This window comes from Tenacibaculum pelagium (assembly GCF_014062345.1).
Lineage (GTDB): Bacteria > Bacteroidota > Bacteroidia > Flavobacteriales > Flavobacteriaceae > Polaribacter > Polaribacter pelagius.
This window is the reverse complement of sequence record NZ_JACGLS010000002.1, coordinates 135,610-152,333: the sequence shown is the minus strand read 5'-3', so window position 1 is coordinate 152,333 and position 16,724 is coordinate 135,610. Positions and strand designations below refer to the sequence as shown.

The 16,724-nt window shown below is 31.4% G+C and carries 17 protein-coding genes; 14 read left to right on the top strand and 3 right to left on the bottom strand.

All coding sequences use genetic code 11. From position 1 onward, the window contains the following. Window positions 1-66: 66 nt before the first annotated feature. Window positions 67-1,047: a pyruvate dehydrogenase complex E1 component subunit beta gene (locus H3Z83_RS05745; protein WP_182124529.1), complete on the bottom strand. Its 981-nt coding sequence runs from the start codon at window positions 1,045-1,047 to the stop codon at window positions 67-69. Between the two features lie 213 nt (window positions 1,048-1,260). Here H3Z83_RS05745 and H3Z83_RS05740 point away from each other — a divergent pair, with 213 nt between their 5' ends. The 13 genes from H3Z83_RS05740 (at window position 1,261) to H3Z83_RS05680 (ending at window position 11,493) form a co-directional block, all read left to right on the top strand. Further along, window positions 1,261-2,001, top strand: coding sequence for an electron transfer flavoprotein subunit beta/FixA family protein (locus tag H3Z83_RS05740; RefSeq protein ID WP_182124528.1), 741 nt, complete (start codon window positions 1,261-1,263; stop codon window positions 1,999-2,001). Window positions 2,002-2,062: 61 nt separating this feature from the next. After that, entirely contained in the window at window positions 2,063-3,016 is a 954-nt protein-coding gene (locus tag H3Z83_RS05735; protein WP_182124527.1) for an electron transfer flavoprotein subunit alpha/FixB family protein, read from the top strand. 144 nt (window positions 3,017-3,160) lie between these two features. Further along, window positions 3,161-3,772 carry a bifunctional nuclease family protein gene (locus H3Z83_RS05730; protein WP_182124526.1) on the top strand — a complete coding sequence of 204 codons (612 nt, stop codon included), beginning with the start codon at window positions 3,161-3,163 and terminating at the stop codon, window positions 3,770-3,772. Between the two features lie 17 nt (window positions 3,773-3,789). Then, a complete protein-coding gene (locus tag H3Z83_RS05725) occupies window positions 3,790-5,517 on the top strand; it encodes a NupC/NupG family nucleoside CNT transporter (protein ID WP_182124525.1) in 1,728 nt (575 codons plus the stop codon). A gap of 111 nt (window positions 5,518-5,628) precedes the next feature. Continuing rightward, on the top strand, window positions 5,629-6,453 hold the full coding sequence (locus H3Z83_RS05720) for a thymidylate synthase (RefSeq protein ID WP_182124524.1): 825 nt from the start codon (window positions 5,629-5,631) through the stop codon (window positions 6,451-6,453). A 63-nt stretch (window positions 6,454-6,516) separates the two neighbouring features. Then, the gene (locus H3Z83_RS05715) at window positions 6,517-6,702 is read left to right on the top strand and encodes a hypothetical protein (protein WP_182124523.1); all 186 of its coding nucleotides are present in this window, start codon (window positions 6,517-6,519) and stop codon (window positions 6,700-6,702) included. 4 nt (window positions 6,703-6,706) lie between these two features. After that, window positions 6,707-7,192 (top strand): dihydrofolate reductase, encoded by a 486-nt coding sequence (locus tag H3Z83_RS05710; protein WP_182124522.1) that lies wholly within the window; start codon window positions 6,707-6,709, stop codon window positions 7,190-7,192. A 3-nt stretch (window positions 7,193-7,195) separates the two neighbouring features. Next, a complete protein-coding gene (gldA, locus tag H3Z83_RS05705) occupies window positions 7,196-8,089 on the top strand; it encodes a gliding motility-associated ABC transporter ATP-binding subunit GldA (RefSeq protein WP_182124521.1) in 894 nt (297 codons plus the stop codon). A 130-nt stretch (window positions 8,090-8,219) separates the two neighbouring features. Then, complete coding sequence (locus H3Z83_RS05700; RefSeq protein WP_182124520.1) at window positions 8,220-8,672, top strand: SMI1/KNR4 family protein; 453 nt, start codon at window positions 8,220-8,222, stop codon at window positions 8,670-8,672. Between the two features lie 171 nt (window positions 8,673-8,843). Beyond that, on the top strand, window positions 8,844-9,410 hold the full coding sequence (locus H3Z83_RS05695) for an SMI1/KNR4 family protein (RefSeq protein WP_182124519.1): 567 nt from the start codon (window positions 8,844-8,846) through the stop codon (window positions 9,408-9,410). Between the two features lie 106 nt (window positions 9,411-9,516). Then, window positions 9,517-10,119, top strand: a complete 603-nt coding sequence (locus H3Z83_RS05690; RefSeq protein WP_182124518.1) for a hypothetical protein — start codon at window positions 9,517-9,519, stop codon at window positions 10,117-10,119. A 78-nt stretch (window positions 10,120-10,197) separates the two neighbouring features. Continuing rightward, entirely contained in the window at window positions 10,198-10,608 is a 411-nt protein-coding gene (locus H3Z83_RS05685; protein ID WP_182124517.1) for a hypothetical protein, read from the top strand. A 42-nt stretch (window positions 10,609-10,650) separates the two neighbouring features. Then, complete coding sequence (locus tag H3Z83_RS05680) at window positions 10,651-11,493, top strand: alpha/beta hydrolase family protein (RefSeq protein ID WP_182124516.1); 843 nt, start codon at window positions 10,651-10,653, stop codon at window positions 11,491-11,493. Here H3Z83_RS05680 and H3Z83_RS05675 read toward each other — a convergent pair whose 3' ends face one another. After that, a complete protein-coding gene (locus H3Z83_RS05675; protein ID WP_182124515.1) occupies window positions 11,494-11,829 on the bottom strand; it encodes a hypothetical protein in 336 nt (111 codons plus the stop codon). 2 nt (window positions 11,830-11,831) lie between these two features. Next, window positions 11,832-16,205 (bottom strand): DNA polymerase III subunit alpha, encoded by a 4,374-nt coding sequence (gene dnaE, locus H3Z83_RS05670; RefSeq protein ID WP_182124514.1) that lies wholly within the window; start codon window positions 16,203-16,205, stop codon window positions 11,832-11,834. A 241-nt stretch (window positions 16,206-16,446) separates the two neighbouring features. Between dnaE and H3Z83_RS05665 the strand changes: the two genes are divergently transcribed. Continuing rightward, on the top strand, window positions 16,447-16,638 hold the full coding sequence (locus H3Z83_RS05665; protein ID WP_086031585.1) for a cold-shock protein: 192 nt from the start codon (window positions 16,447-16,449) through the stop codon (window positions 16,636-16,638). The last annotated feature ends 86 nt before the right edge of the window (window positions 16,639-16,724 follow it).

Genomic DNA, 16,724 nt, shown 5'->3' with positions numbered 1-16,724 from the left:
TAGTACAAAATCCTTTTGACAAGTGGTCAAAAGGATTTTGGTTTTTACAAATTGCTTGTTTATTTTTTATTTACGGTACATTACTTCTTTAACCGCTTTAACAACATCATTAGCGTTTGGTAACCATTCTTCTAATAAAACAGGAGAATATGGCGCTGGTGTATCTGCAGTTGTGATTCTTTTTATTGGAGCATCTAAATAATCAAATGCTTCGTCTTGAACCCTAAAGGTAATTTCTGAAGATACACTTCCGAAAGGCCATGCTTCTTCTAAAATTACTAGTCGATTTGTTTTCTTTACTGATTCTAAAATTGCATTATGATCCATCGGACGTACAGTACGTAAATCAATAATTTCTATTGAAATACCTTCTTTAGCTAATTCATCAGCAGCTTTATATGCTTCTTTTATAATCTTACCAAAAGAAACTACAGTTACATCAGTTCCTGCTCTTTTAATATCTGCAACACCAATAGGTATAATGTATTCTCCTTCTGGAACCTCCATCTTATCACCATACATCTGTTCAGACTCCATAAAGATTACTGGATCGTCATCACGAATTGCAGCTTTTAATAAACCTTTTGCGTCATATGGATTAGAAGGTACAATTACTTTTAATCCAGGGCAGTTAGCAAACCAGCTTTCAAAAGCTTGAGAGTGCGTTGCAGCTAATTGACCAGCTGATGCTGTAGGACCTCTAAATACAATTGGACAGTTAAATTGACCACCACTCATTTGGCGAATTTTAGCTGCATTATTGATTATTTGATCAATACCAACTAAAGAGAAATTAAAAGTCATGTATTCAACGATAGGTCTATTTCCGTTCATTGCAGAACCAACAGCAATACCTCCAAAACCTAATTCAGCGATAGGAGTGTCAATAACTCTTTTTGCTCCAAATTCGTCTAACATTCCTTTCGAAGCTTTGTAGGCTCCATTATATTCAGCTACTTCTTCACCCATTAAGTAAATGCTTTCATCTCTTCGCATTTCCTCACTCATAGCTTCGCAAATAGCTTCTCTAAATTGTATTGTTTTCATACGTTTAATAAGTAGTTGTTTATCAAGAGTGCAAAAATAATAAATTTAGGATGAATAAATAGTTTTTTAACTTAAACAAAAATGATTAATTACATTTGTGCCTTAATGTTAGATAACTAGATACAAATAAAAAATTTACTATGCATGCATAGTAAATTAAAAAAAAGACGTAACTTCGTCGCACAAAATTAAGTTTCTTAAAAACAACAATATATGAAAATATTAGTTTGTATCAGTCACGTACCTGATACTACTTCGAAGATCAACTTTACTGATAATGACACAAAATTTGATACGAATGGAGTTCAATATGTTATTAACCCTTATGATGAGTTTAGTTTAACTCGCGCAATGTGGTTTAAAGAAAAACAAGGTGCAAGTGTAACTGTTGTAAATGTTGGAGGAGCATCAACTGAGCCAACTTTACGTAAAGCTTTAGCGATTGGTGCAGATGATGCAATTCGTGTAAATGCTGAGCCTACTGATGGATTTATGGTTGCTAAAGAATTAGCTGAAGTTGTAAAAAATGGAGGGTATGATTTAGTGTTAGCTGGTAAAGAATCTGCAGATTATAATGGACAAATGGTTCCTGGGATGTTAGCTTCTTTAGTAGACTTCAATTTTGTAAATGCATGTGTTGGGGTTGAGGTAGATGGGTCTAATGTAACTTTAGATAGAGAAATAGATGGAGGAGAAGAGAAAGTTTCTTCAACATTACCAATGGTTGTTGCTGGTCAAAAAGGAATTGTAGAAGAAAAAGATTTACGTATTCCTAATATGCGTGGAATTATGATGGCACGTAAGAAGCCGTTATCAGTTGTTGAGCCAACAGATGTAGCAGCAAGTACTTCTACTCAAAATTTCGAGAAGCCTGCTGAAAAAGGTGCTGTAAAGTTAGTGGATACTGTTGATGAGTTAATCGACTTATTACACAACGAAGCAAAAGCAATTTAATTATAAAATTTAAATCAAGTTTATTAAGAGTACTCTCTTAGTAACATAAAAAAATAAAAATATGTCTGTATTAGTTTTTGCCGATTCATCGGAAGGAAAATTTAAAAAAACTGCGTTTGAAGTAGTTTCATACGGAAAAAAAGTAGCTGAGCAATTAGGTAGTGAAATGGTTGTATTAACCATTAATGGAGGAGATGCATCAGAGTTATACGCTTACGGAGCTGAAAAAGTTGTAGAGGTTAAAAGCGATTTAACTTCTTTTAATGCAAAAGCATACGCTTCAGTTATTAAACAAGTTGCTGTTGCAAAAGGTTCAAATGTTGTTGTTGTTGATTCTAGTATTGACGGATTAACAGTTGGTCCATTAGTAGCGGTAGCTTTAGATGCAGGATATGCTTCAAACACAGTTGCATTGCCAAGTAGCACAAGTCCATTTGTAGTAAAAAGAAAAGCTTTTTCAAATAAAGGATTTAACAATACTGAAATTTCAACAGAGAAAAAAGTAGTTGGAGTTGCTAAAAACTCATATGGAGCTCATGAAAATGCAGTGTCAGGTTCAACTGAGTCATTTGATGCTACTTTACCAGAATTAGGAGTGAAATCAGAAAGTATTAGTAAAGCTACAGGTACTGTTACTATTGCAGATGCAGATATCGTTGTTTCTGCTGGTAGAGGAATGAAAGGACCTGAAAACTGGGGAATGATTGAAGAATTAGCTGATGTTTTAGGAGCAGCTACTGCTTGTTCTAAACCAGTATCAGATTTAGGATGGCGTCCTCACAGTGAGCACGTAGGTCAAACTGGTAAGCCAGTGGCGTCTAACTTATATATTGCAATAGGTATTTCTGGGGCAATTCAGCATTTAGCAGGTATCAATGCATCAAAAGTAAAAGTAGTTATCAATACAGATGCTGAAGCACCTTTCTTTAAGGCTGCAGATTATGGTATTGTTGGTGATGCTTTTGAAGTTGTACCTCAATTAGTAGAGAAGTTAAAAGCTTTTAAACAAGCGTAATTTTACTGGGTAATTTTTCTTTTTCTATAAATTAGAGATGTACTCATAATTTTTAGTAAATTGTGCCCATATAAAAAGGCTGTCTAAATTTTAAGCGTAGCGCCTAAAATTAGACAGCTTTTTGTTATTTATGACGATTGATACATGAGTTTAATTAAACTAACTATTAAGGGGATTTCATATAGCCAAACCCAAAGTGGAGCTTATGCATTAGTGCTAAGTGAAATGGAAGGAACAAGAACACTTCCCATAATTATTGGAGCTTTTGAAGCTCAATCTATTGCGATAGCTTTAGAAAAAGAAATTCGTCCACCAAGACCGCTTACTCACGATTTATTTAAAACATTTGCTGATAGATTTTCTATAGAAGTAAAGCAAGTAATCATTCATAAATTGGTTGATGGTGTTTTTTACTCAAGTTTAACTTGTATAAGAGATGGAATAGAAGAGGTGATAGATACACGCACATCTGATGCAATTGCATTAGCAGTTCGTTTTCAAGCGCCAATTTTTACCTTTGAAAATATTTTAGATAAAGCAGGTATTTATTTAAAAATGGATGAAGAGTTAACTATTGAAGAGGATCTAGAATCTGATGAAATAGAATTTTCTTTAGAAGAAGAAATAGCTTCTGAGGGAGGTGGTTATGGTCACTTATCACTACAAGAATTAAACGAACAATTAAACGAAGCTGTTGCTGATGAAAACTATGAACTAGCAGCAAAAATTCGTGACGAAATTAGCAAACGATCTTAAAAATTAAAATAAACGTAATGAAGAAATTATTTATTTTCATAATGCTTTGTGCATCAATGGTAACTTTTGGTCAAAGCATTGAAAAGAAGTGGAATTTTTCATCAATTACTACTACAGATGGTAGTTCGGTAGTTGCTATCAATCCATCAGATGTTTTAAATTTAACTGAAGGAAATTTTAATTACTCACTTGTAGCAAAAGATAGTTTACAAGCAAATGGTAATTATATTCATCAAAATAATTTATTGATATTTAATTACAAACAGCCTAACGATACAGTACGTTATTATAATGTAGTTGAATTAACAGATGACGCATTAACCTTATCGGAAAAGAATGTATTGTACAAGTTTAAAGATTCTAATACAGTACCAGTAGTTGCTGAAGTTAAAGAAGTTGTAGAGGCTGTAGCAGAAACATCTAACCAAATAGTTCCTAGCCAAGGTTTTTCTATGAGTAGTCTTTGGAGAGGGGTTTTAGGTATGATTGTACTTTTAATAGTAGCTTTTTTATTCAGTTCAAATAGAAAAAGTATTGATTGGAAAACAGTAGGGTTAGGTTTGGCTTTTCAATTATTGATAGCAATTGGAGTTTTAAAAATACCTTTTGTGCAAAAGGCTTTTGAATTTGTAGGAGGTTTATTTGTAAGTGTATTAGATTTTACAAGGGCAGGTAGTGAATTCTTATTTAGTGGTTTGGTAGCTGATATGGGATCTTTCGGTTTTATTTTTGCTTTTCAGGTATTACCAACGATTATTTTCTTTTCAGCTTTAACTTCTTTATTATTCTATTTAGGATTAATTCAGAAAGTAGTAAAAGGATTAGCTTGGTTATTATCTAAAGGATTAAAAATATCTGGAGCAGAGAGTTTATCTGTAGCAGGAAATATTTTCTTAGGTCAAACAGAAGCACCATTATTAATTAAGGCTTATTTAGAAAAAATGAATAAGTCGGAGATGTTATTGGTAATGATTGGTGGTATGGCAACGGTTGCAGGAGCGGTATTAGCAGCCTACATTGGTTTCTTAGGAGGAGATGATGAAGCATTAAGATTAATGTATGCAAAACATTTATTAGCAGCATCTGTAATGGCAGCACCAGGAGCAATTATTATATCTAAAATTTTATACCCACAAACAGAAGAAGTAAATACAGATGTGCAAGTTTCATCTGAAAAAATAGGATCGAATATTTTAGATGCTATCGCAAACGGAACAACAGAAGGATTAAATTTAGCAATGAATGTAGCAGCAATGTTATTAGTTTTTATTGCTTTTATAGCCATGATAAATGGAATTTTAGGTTGGGTAGGAGATGTTACTACTTTAAATACTTGGATGGCTGAAAATACTTCGTACGCTAAATTTTCATTAGAAGCAATTTTAGGATATGTATTTGCACCATTAATGTGGTTAATTGGTGTTGCAAAAGAAGATATGGCTTTAATGGGGCAGTTATTAGGTATAAAATTAGCAGCTAGTGAGTTTGTTGGTTATATCCAATTAGCAGAGTTAAAGAATGTTGCTAGCGCAACACATTTAACGTATAATAAGTCGATTATTATGGCAACTTATATGTTATGTGGATTTGCAAATTTTGCATCAATCGGTATTCAAATTGGTGGTATCGGTTCTTTAGCGCCAGGGCAACGTAAAACATTATCAGAATTTGGAATGAAAGCTTTAATTGGAGGAACTATTGCTTCTTTAATGTCAGCAACAATTGCAGGTATGATTATTGGGTAGTGAGTCACTATTTAAATTAAAAATAGTTAATAACTTATTAATATAATTTTTAAAAGCTTCAATATTAAATGTTGAAGCTTTTTTATTTTTACAAAAATCACAAGTAAGAAGATGAAGCAATATTTAGATTTAGTAAAGCACGTTTTAGAAAACGGAAACGAAAAAGGAGACAGAACTGGTACAGGAACAAAAAGTGTTTTTGGTCATCAAATGCGATTTGATTTAAGTGAAGGTTTTCCAATGGTAACCACAAAAAAATTACATCTTAAATCTATTATTTATGAATTATTGTGGTTTATAAAAGGTGATACAAATATTAATTACCTAAAAGATAACGGAGTTAAAATTTGGAATGCTTGGGCAGATGAGAATGGAGATTTAGGTCCGGTTTATGGCCACCAATGGCGTAACTGGAATAGTGATGAGGTTGATCAAATAAAAGAAGTTATTGAAACTTTAAAAAACAATCCTAATTCTAGGAGAATGTTGGTTTCTGCTTGGAATCCATCAGTGTTGCCTGATACTTCGGTTTCTTTTTCAGAAAATGTAGCGAATGGAAAAGCAGCTTTACCTCCTTGTCATGCTTTCTTTCAGTTTTATGTAGCAGATGGTAAGTTGTCTTGTCAATTATATCAACGTAGTGCAGATGTCTTTTTAGGAGTTCCTTTTAATATTGCGAGTTATGCATTGTTTACAATGATGATGGCACAAGTTTGTGGTTACGAAGCAGGTGAGTTTATTCATACTTTTGGTGATGCACATATTTATAGCAACCATATCGAGCAATTAGAGTTACAATTATCTCGTGAACCTAGAGTATTGCCAACAATGAAAATCAATCCAGCAATAAAAAACATTGAAGATTTTACTTTTGAAGATTTTGAGCTAGTAGATTATAATCCGCATCCACATATAAAAGGTGTTGTAGCTGTGTAATTTAACTTTATTTTTGGTGGTTTCTTTAGTAACTTTGTGAATAGAATCCAAAAACTAATAAAGATGACTACAAATGTTGATGTTTTAAAAGATTCCCTTTACGAAAGAATAGCTGATATTAATGATGAAAAAGTACTGGTAGCAATTAAAACTTTGGTTGATAATATAAAAACTGAAGTTTTAGATGAAGCTATTACTCGAAAAAGAGATTTAACCAGTTATATTAAAGAGTGGGCAAAGAGTATATAATTTTATGATTACAATAATTGCTGCAATAGCAAAAAATAATGCTTTAGGAAAAGACAATGACTTAATTTGGCACCTTCCTGCCGATTTAAAACGTTTTAAAAAAGTTACTTCAGGGCATCATATTTTAATGGGGCGTAATACTTTTGAAAGTATTGGTAAACCATTACCAAATAGAACTTCGGTTATTATTACTAGAAATCAAGATTATTTTAAAGATGGTTGTTTGATAGCAAATTCAATAGAAGATGCTTTAGAGATCTCAAAAGATGATGATGCGTTTATTATTGGTGGCGCACAGATTTATAAACAAGCAATTGAAAAAGGTTTAGTTGATAAACTGGATATTACCATTGTACATCACGATTTTGAAGCCGATGTTTTCTTTCCTGAAATTGATATGAATGTTTGGAAAGAAGTGGCTCGAGAAGATTTTAAAGCAGACGAAAAAAATAAATACGACTACAGTTTCGTTTCTTACATAAGAAAATAATTTATGTCAATACAACTTACCTCGATATCTAAAGTTTACGGAACTCAAAAAGCTGTAAATAATATTTCTTTTGAAGCTAATAAAGGAGAGATTGTTGGTTTTTTAGGTCCAAACGGAGCAGGGAAATCTACCACAATGAAAATCTTAACTGGATTTATTCAGCCAAATGAAGGTGTTGTTTTGGTTAGTGGAGTAGATGTTATTACAAATCCTATTGATGCTCAAAAAAACATTGGATATTTACCAGAGCATAATCCGTTGTATTTAGACATGTATGTGCGTGAATATTTACAATTTCAAGCATCAATTCATCAAGTAGAAAAAAGTAAAATTAATGAGGTAATTGAAAAAGTAGGGTTAACTGTTGAAGCTCATAAAAAGATACATCAATTATCAAAAGGGTATCGACAAAGAGTAGGTTTAGCTGCTGCTATTTTACATGATCCAGAAGTATTAATTTTAGATGAACCTACAACTGGTTTAGACCCAAATCAACTAGTTGAGATTCGAGAACTAATAAAAGAGTTAGGTAAAGATAAAACGGTTTTACTTTCTACACATATTATGCAAGAGGTAGAAGCAGTTTGCGATCGTGTTATTATTATTAATAAAGGAAAATTGGTAATTGATAAACCAATATCTGAACTTAAAACAAGTAATGAACAAGTAATTCGTGTAACTTTTGATTATAAGTTAGAAGAGCAATTTGTTAAGCGATTACCAAATATTACATCATTTAAAAATACTACTGAAAATAACTGGGTTCTGTCTTTTGAATCTGATGAGGATATGCGTCCTATGATTTTTGATTTCGCTCAAGAAAACGGATTGAAAATTCTTGGTTTAAATGCTGAAAATAAAAATTTAGAAAACTTATTTAGAGAGTTGACAAATTAAAAAAGTGATGAATTAGAAGAAAAGTTAGGTTATATAAGAGTGAAAGGAGATGTTTAGTTTTAGGAGGAAGAATGCATAATGTAATTGTTAAAAATAGTAGATCACGAAGCAATAGTTTCATATATTGGATATGAAAAATGAGCAGGAACAAAACATGAATAATTTAACAATAAAAAAAGCATCAAGGTTACCTTTAAGAGAAGAAATTCTTCAATTTGAATTAGCGAATAAGATTAAATTTCCAATTGACTTTTTTAATTTTTTAATGAAGTTTAATCCCATTGAAATTGAAGAGCGATATTTCGTTTTAAATAATATTAGTAAGGAGTTGGACATATTTTATCCTTTTAATATTGAGCATGATTTATCATTACAGAGTATATTTAATAATCTTAATGAAATAATGTTTCAAAATAGATATGTTGCTTTCGGAGGTGATCTTGGAGGATGGAAATTTATTATCTCTGTTCAAGAGGTAGATTATGGAAGTGTTTATTTTTGTAGAACTGATGAGGATTTGGAAGATTCAATTATATTTTTAGCAGAAAGCTTCGATAATTTTTTAAGTATGCTTGTAAAATAAATTTATGCTCAAAAATTTAAGAAATGTTTCTTATTATAAAAGAATACACCAACTCTTTCTAGTACTGTTAAATATCAAGGTTTCCCTCATTCGGGAGGAGCAAGTTTAATGGACAAATTCCCAGTAATTAGAGACTTTTTCCCATCACTAAATTTTAATAAATAGTATATTATGAAGAATAAAGTTTTAAAGAGGGGGTTTGAGCTTCTACGTACTCGACCATTGAACGAGAAAGTGTTAGTCTCTGAATTAGAATATGGAATAGAATTACCTCCTATTTTTAGAAATTTTACAAAGATTTTCGATGTGAGTGAAGTAAATAATCATATCAAGTATATTTATAACAAAGATCGTGAGCAGTATTGCGCAGGAATAGTTTATTTTCCAGAAAACTATGATACGAATAGTGATGAAGTCATGTTTCATAATTTTCATTCTCTAGAGTCAACAATTTCAGGGTTTGAAGATGACGATGATTGGGCAGAAGCTGGTTATTTGCCAATTGCGATGTGCGGTCATAGTGGAGCAGTTCTTTTAGGGACAAGGAATGAAGAAAAGGATTGTATTTTTATTCAAACTATGTCGCAAGAAATTTATAAAATTTCATCAAATATATTTGATTTTGTTCGTGATTTGGTAATGCTTGAAGTATCAGAAGAGGAACTTTATGATGAAATTAGATTTGAACAATTATATAAAAACTGGGGAGAGGATTTTTGGAGGGTAAGAAATAATTAAAGGGAGTGAGACCTTAAATGAATTTAATATTGGAATAAAAGCTTTAGTAGAAAAATGGAAAATAGCTCCAGATTTACTTCCTGAATTGATAAAAATAGAGTAGTATATGAAAACAATTATTAAAGACTGGTTAGAATTTTGTGAAGTGGATAGAATCACTAGAAGAGGGCTATATAATACATTGTTTATGGATAATATTAGTGAGAAAGAAGTTAACACCATATTTGAACCTTTTAAAAATAAGAAAGAGTTATCTTTTAGAATGAATAGATATTTAAATGATTGGAGAAAAGGTGGTATAATCGATAATACTGATAATAAAAATATACAAATGAGAGATTTTTTGAAATCGGATTTTGAGGAAAGAAAAGTGGATATTGAGAATGTAAGCTTTTTTAACGATATTGTTTTTCCAACAAATTATGAGTATAACGATAGTTATGATGAAGTTCATAAAATGGTTATGAGTGATGAGTTTTCTCAAGAGTTTAATGATTACTTCAGAGAAAAGAAGATTAATGAAAACCCAAAAACATATGAGTTATATAGGGCGATTAGTTATATTTCTAAGCATTACTCTTACACACAATATTTATTTCAGCCATTAGTAAATATGAATTATACGGCTAATCATATTTATGAATTTTTAATAAGAGGTGGTGTTTATGCGGTAATTGATGACACGGTTTTTTATTCATTTAAAAAATAAATCAAATGAGTTTTTTATTTGAACTAAATAATACAATTTTAATAAAACAAGATACTCTTAATATTAAACGAACTAATAATGTATAAGGAAGTACCAAAATATATTTTTTTTGATGGAGTAAAACAGTTTAATGTATTATCTAAATATGATAATTGGCTTTCATCTTGTGAGTTTTCTGTTTACACGAATTCAAGCATAAAAATTGATGACTTAGAAATTGAATTATTTAGTTCAAATACTAGAGGGTTAAATGAGTTTTATTTAGAAAATGAAATGTTATTCGAAGAGTTGAATCTGCATCTTAATTTTTCCGTAGAACAGAAAGAAAATAATGATTGGATTATATATCACTCTAAAGCGAAATTTGATGATTACTTTCTGGCTATAGCAAATGATAATGACAAAAAGTATATAACTTTTTATTCACTGGGAGGGAGTAGGTTTGTTGAAAGTATTTCAATTTATGGAGTATTTATTTGTATTGGATAAAGAAAATTAAGTAATAAAAACCCTAACACAAACATTCAGTTCGTGAAAATTCAAAAAAATATAGTTTTAGAGAGAATCGATAAAAAACCGATTTTAATTGATGTGTTTTTTTTGAAAGAAACTATTAATCAACCAGTGGTTGTTTTTTGTCATGGTTACAAAGGTTTTAAAGATTGGGGAGCATGGAATTTAATGGCAGAATCTATTGCCAAAGCAGGATTTTGTTTTGTGAAGTTTAATTTTTCTCACAATGGTGGAACTATAGAAGACCCAATTGATTTCCCAGATTTAGAAGCTTTTGGAAATAATAATTATACCAAAGAATTACAAGATTTAAATGATGTTTTAGATTGGGTACAAGATCATTTTAAAGAAAATAAAAGTATTGATACCAATAATATTAATTTAATTGGTCATAGTCGTGGCGGAGGTATATCTATCATAAAAGCTTCTGAAAATAGTAGAATTAATAAACTCATCACTTTAGCAAGTATAAGTGATTTTGGAAAACGAACAGCAACTGTTGGTGATTTAGAAGAATGGAAAAAAACAGGGGTAAAGTATGTCGTTAACGGAAGAACAAAGCAGCAAATGCCACATTATTACCAGTTTTATAAAGATTTTAAAGAAAACGAAGAACGACTTCATATTGAGTCTGCTGAGAAGAAATTAAATATTCCACATTTAATTATTCATGGAGATAAGGATACTTCTATTTCAATAGATGAAGCAAAAGAGCTTCATCAATGGAGCTCTAAAAGTAAACTAGAAATTATTCCAGACGCAGACCATGTTTTTAATGTAAAACACCCTTGGAATGAATCAGTTTTATCTAATGAATTAGAAGAAGCAATTAAAGTTGTTTTAGCTTTTTTGAATAAATAATTAACTAGAATAGTTATTTCTAAACCACACTTTTTTCCATGTTCTTTTTAAAATTAAAAAAGTAACTTTCTCAATATCTGAGTTTATTATATCCTTTTCAGGAACATCAATAATGTATAAAAGATGATTAAAAGAATTTGGGTTATCTAAAACGATACTTTCAATTACTTTTTGCAGTTCTATTATAAGAGCTGAAGGTGTACTTTTTTCATTAATTTTTATATCAAAATTAGCTAAACTAAAATCTTTATTAAGTTGTTTAATTAATTGAGTGTATAAATCGACTTTTAAAGCATTATCTAATAAATCTGAACTATTTTCAAAGCTAGGAAGCATTTTTAATTCAATTTATAATTAATAAATTGTTCATCTAAAGCTTTTAAAAACTCACTCGATATTTTAATTTTAGTAGTTCTACTCGGTAAATTCAACTCAATTTTTTCTTCCGCATCCCAAATCGTAAAATTCAAACTATGAGTTCCTTTATTAGTTACAAATAAATGTTGTAAATCTTTAATCGTGTTTTCTTTTACGTCGTGTAAAGGCATTTTAATAGTAACTTTTTTACACATTTTATCCATGATGTCATGGAGTAATAAAAACTCATTAAAACCAATTCTTGGTTCACCTTTTACGCCTTCTTTATTCGTCCATCCAGGTTTAATTGTGGATTTTATAAATAAGAATGAATTAGGAACTAAGAAATGTTTAAATTTTAAATATTCTTCACCAAAAATCCTAAATTCTAGATTTTCGTTGTAATCTTCAATAATAAAAGTAGCCCATCCTTTACCAGCTTTCGAAACTCGATGTTGAACATCGGTTACAATACCACCAAAAGATAATCCCATTCCTTCAACTTTATGTAGGTCTTTAAAATGAGAAAGTGTAGCGTTGCAAAACTTTAATTCGTTTTTAAAATCATCTAAAGGGTGGGCAGAAATATACATTCCTACCACTTCTTTTTCTTGCGCTAATAACTCCATTGTTCCCCAAGTTTCACACTGCGGAATTATAGGTTCTGGCATTTCTTCTTCAGAAGCTTCACCAAATAAAGAAACCTGAGATGAATTTTGGTTTTCTTGATATTTATTTCCGAAACGTAATATTTTCTCTAAAAACTTTGCGCCTTTTTCATCTTCTACAAAATATTGCGCACGATGTGTTCCATTAAATGAATCAAAACCTCCCGCTAATACTAAACCTTCGAAAGCTTTTTTGTTTGCAACACGTAAATCAACTCGTTTAGCTACATCAAAAATTGATTTAAAATGACCATTTTCTTTACGTTCATTGATAATGGCTTTTACAGCAGAGGCTCCCACACCTTTAATAGCTGCCATTCCGAAACGAACAGCACCTTCTTTGTTTACAGAAAACTTAGCATACGATTCATTTACATCTGGACCTAATACTTCTAATCCCATGCGCTTACATTCTTCCATGAAAAATGAAACAGATTTAATATCGTTCATATTGTTTGAAAGTACTGCTGCCATATATTCAGCAGGATAATGAGCTTTTAAATATGCCGTTTGATAAGCAATCCAAGCATAACAAGTAGAGTGCGATTTGTTAAAAGCATAAGATGCAAATGCCTCCCAGTCAGTCCAAATTTTCTCTAACTTTTTCTCGTCATGACCATTTGCTTTTGCTTGCTCTACAAATTTAGGTTTCATTTTAGCTAGTACCGCAATTTGCTTTTTACCCATTGCTTTACGTAATACATCAGCTTCACCTTTTGTAAAATCTGCTAATTGCTGAGAAAGTAACATTACTTGCTCTTGATATACTGTAATACCATAGGTTTCCTTTAAATAGCCTTCCATTGCAGGTAAATCGTACTCAATAGCTTCGTCACCATGTTTTCTTCGAATAAACGAAGGAATGTATTCCATTGGACCTGGACGATACAAGGCGTTCATGGCAATTAAATCGGCAAAAACTGTAGGTTTTAAAGAGCGCATGTGTTTTTGCATTCCAGGAGATTCATACTGGAAAATACCAACCGTTTCCCCTCTTTGGAAAAGCTCATATGTTTTTACATCATCAATCGGAAAGTTCTCTGGATCTAAATCTACATTATGTCTAGCTTTTACAATTTTTACAGTGTCTTTAATTAGGGTTAGTGTTTTTAATCCTAAGAAATCCATTTTTAGTAATCCTGCATCTTCTACTACCGAGTTATCAAACTGAGTAACATACATGTCAGAATCTTTTGCTAAAGCAACAGGTACGAACTTCGTAATGTCATCAGGGGTAATAATAACACCACAAGCATGGATACCTGTATTACGAACAGAGCCTTCTAGAATTCTAGCTTTGTTAATGGTTTCAGCCATTAAATCAGAACCGTTAGACAAACGTTTTAATTCGTTAACTAATTCTATTTCTTCGGCACGAAGTTTTTCTTTTAGTGTTTTTTCGTCTAAAGAAAAGATTTTCTTTAGCTTCATTCCTGGTATTAACTTAGCAATTCTATCGGCTTCAAATAAAGGTAAATCTAATACACGCGCAGTATCACGTATAGAAGATTTTGCAGCCATAGTACCGTATGTAATAATTTGTGCTACTTGGTTGGCACCATATTTATCAATTACATAATCCATTACACGACCACGACCTTCATCATCAAAATCAATGTCGATATCAGGCATCGATACACGTTCAGGATTTAAGAAACGCTCAAAAAGTAAATCGTACTTAATCGGGTCGATGTTGGTAATCCATAAACAGAAAGCCACTACTGATCCTGCTGCCGAACCACGCCCAGGTCCAACAGATACATCCATGTTTCTTGCTTCACGAATAAAATCTTCAACAATTAAGAAATAACCAGGATATCCTGTTTTTTCAATTACTTCTAGTTCAAAATCTAAACGTTCTCTAATACTTTCGGTAATTTCTCCATATCGCTTTTTTGCGCCTTCGTAAGTTAAATGACGTAAAAAATTGTTTTCACCTCTTTTACCTCCATCTTCGTTGTCTTTTTCATCTTTAAATTCATCAGGAATGTCGAATGCAGGTAATAACACATCACGTGCTAACGTAAAGGTTTCTACTTTATCTACAATTTCTTGAATGTTAATAATTGCTTCAGGAAGATCAGCAAATAATGTCTTCATTTCATCTGAAGACTTAAAGTAGTACTCATCATTAGGTAAACCGTAGCGATAGCCTCTTCCTCTTCCTTTTGGAGTAGCTTGTTTTTCACCATCTTTTACACACAATAAAATATCATGTGCATTGGCATCTTCTTTATTTAAATAAAAAGTATTGTTAGAAGCGACAACTTTTACATCATGCTTTTTAGAAAATTCTAAAAGTGTTTTATTTACCACTTTTTCATCCTCTTGATTGTGACGCATTAACTCGATGTACAAATCGTCACCAAATTGCTCTTTCCACCAAAGTAAAGCTTCTTCGGCTTGAGTTTCACCAACGTTTAATATTTTACTAGGAACTTCTCCGTATAAGTTTCCTGTTAAAACAATTATGTCTTCTTTATATTTTTTTATTACCTCTCTGTCAATTCTAGGAACGTAATAGAATCCATCAACAAATGCAATAGAGGACATTTTTGCAAGATTATGATACCCATTTTTGTTTTTAGCTAATAAAACAACTTGGTTTCCATTGTCTTTTTGACTTTTGTTAGTGTGGTCGCTACAGACATTAAACTCACAACCAATAATTGGTTTTAAAGTTTTCTCTGTAGGTTCTTCACCATTTTCGATAGCTTCTTTATTGGCTACTTCTACAGATTTATTATGCCCTAAAACAGCTTTTACAAAATGAAATGCCGCCATCATATTCGCAGTATCGGTCATTGCTATGGCAGACATGTTGTCTTTAGCTGCTGCTTTTACAATATTACCAATTTGAATTGTGGATTGTAAAACTGAATATTGCGTATGATTGTGTAAATGTGCAAACTGAACATTTTCTAATTCAGCTAATCCTTCAGAAGTTGAAATGGTGTTCTCAATTTCAGTTTCAGAGGCTTTCTTAGTACGAATTTTTTCACTTTCCTTTTTAAGGTTTAAGTGTTTTAATCCAATAACTTTAATAGGCATTGGATTCGCTTCGGAAAAACGATCCAAATAATCATCATCAGATTGTAATTGCTCTTTAGTGTATTGTCGTAAACGAATTAATTCTAAAAAACAACGAGTAGTAGCTTCAACATCGGCAGTTGCATTATGAGCTTCCCCAAAACCTGTTCCGAATAAATAATTGTGTAACTCGGTAAGTGTTGGTAGTTTAAATTTTCCTCCACGTCCTCCAGGAATTTGACATAGTTTTGCGGTATGCTCTGTACAAGTGTCTAATACTGGTAATTGGGTAAGCTTACTTTCAACACCTAAACGATGTAATTCACATCCCATGATATTCACGTCAAACCCAACGTTTTGACCAACTACAAATTTTGTTTTATCTAGAGCTTCATTAAATAATCGTAAACCTTCATCTAATTCAATACCTTGCTCAATAGCTAAATCAGTGGAAATTCCATGGATTCTTTCAGCATCATACGGAATATTGAATCCATCAGGCTTAATTAAAAAATCGTTATGTTCTATAACATTTCCTAACTCATCATGCAGTTGCCATGCAATTTGTATGGCTCTTGGCCAATTGTCAGTATCAGTAATAGGAGCATTCCAACTTTTTGGTAATCCAGTTGTTTCAGTATCGAAAATTAAATACATTGATATTGTTTAATTTATGAAGCGTTTTTTTAGGTAAAAACGGAATGTAAAAATACAAAGAAATTGTGGTGTTTTTAGGAGAAGTTATTAACGAGTTTTGTGCTTGTTAAAGTGTTGGTTATGTGTGTTTAATGGTGTTTTTGTTATTTCAGTGTTAAGTTTAGATTAAATACCTAAAAAAAAGAAATAAGAATCAATTTTTAAAAGTATCTTTGCACTTTAATTATAATATTTTTTTACAATGAAAGAAGGAACAGTAAAGTTCTTCAATGAATCTAAAGGTTTTGGATTTATTACAGAGTCAGGGTCAAACACAGAACATTTTGTACACGTATCAGGTTTAATCGATGAGATTAGAGAAGGTGATACTGTTGAGTTTGAACTTAAAGAAGGAAGAAAAGGATTAAACGCAGTTAGCGTTAGAGTTTTATAATTCGTATCAAATTTATTTTCTTAAGAGCTTGTTTATCAAGCTCTTTTTTATTGCGATAAAGTTTGTTTTTTTCTTTTAAATGAAAA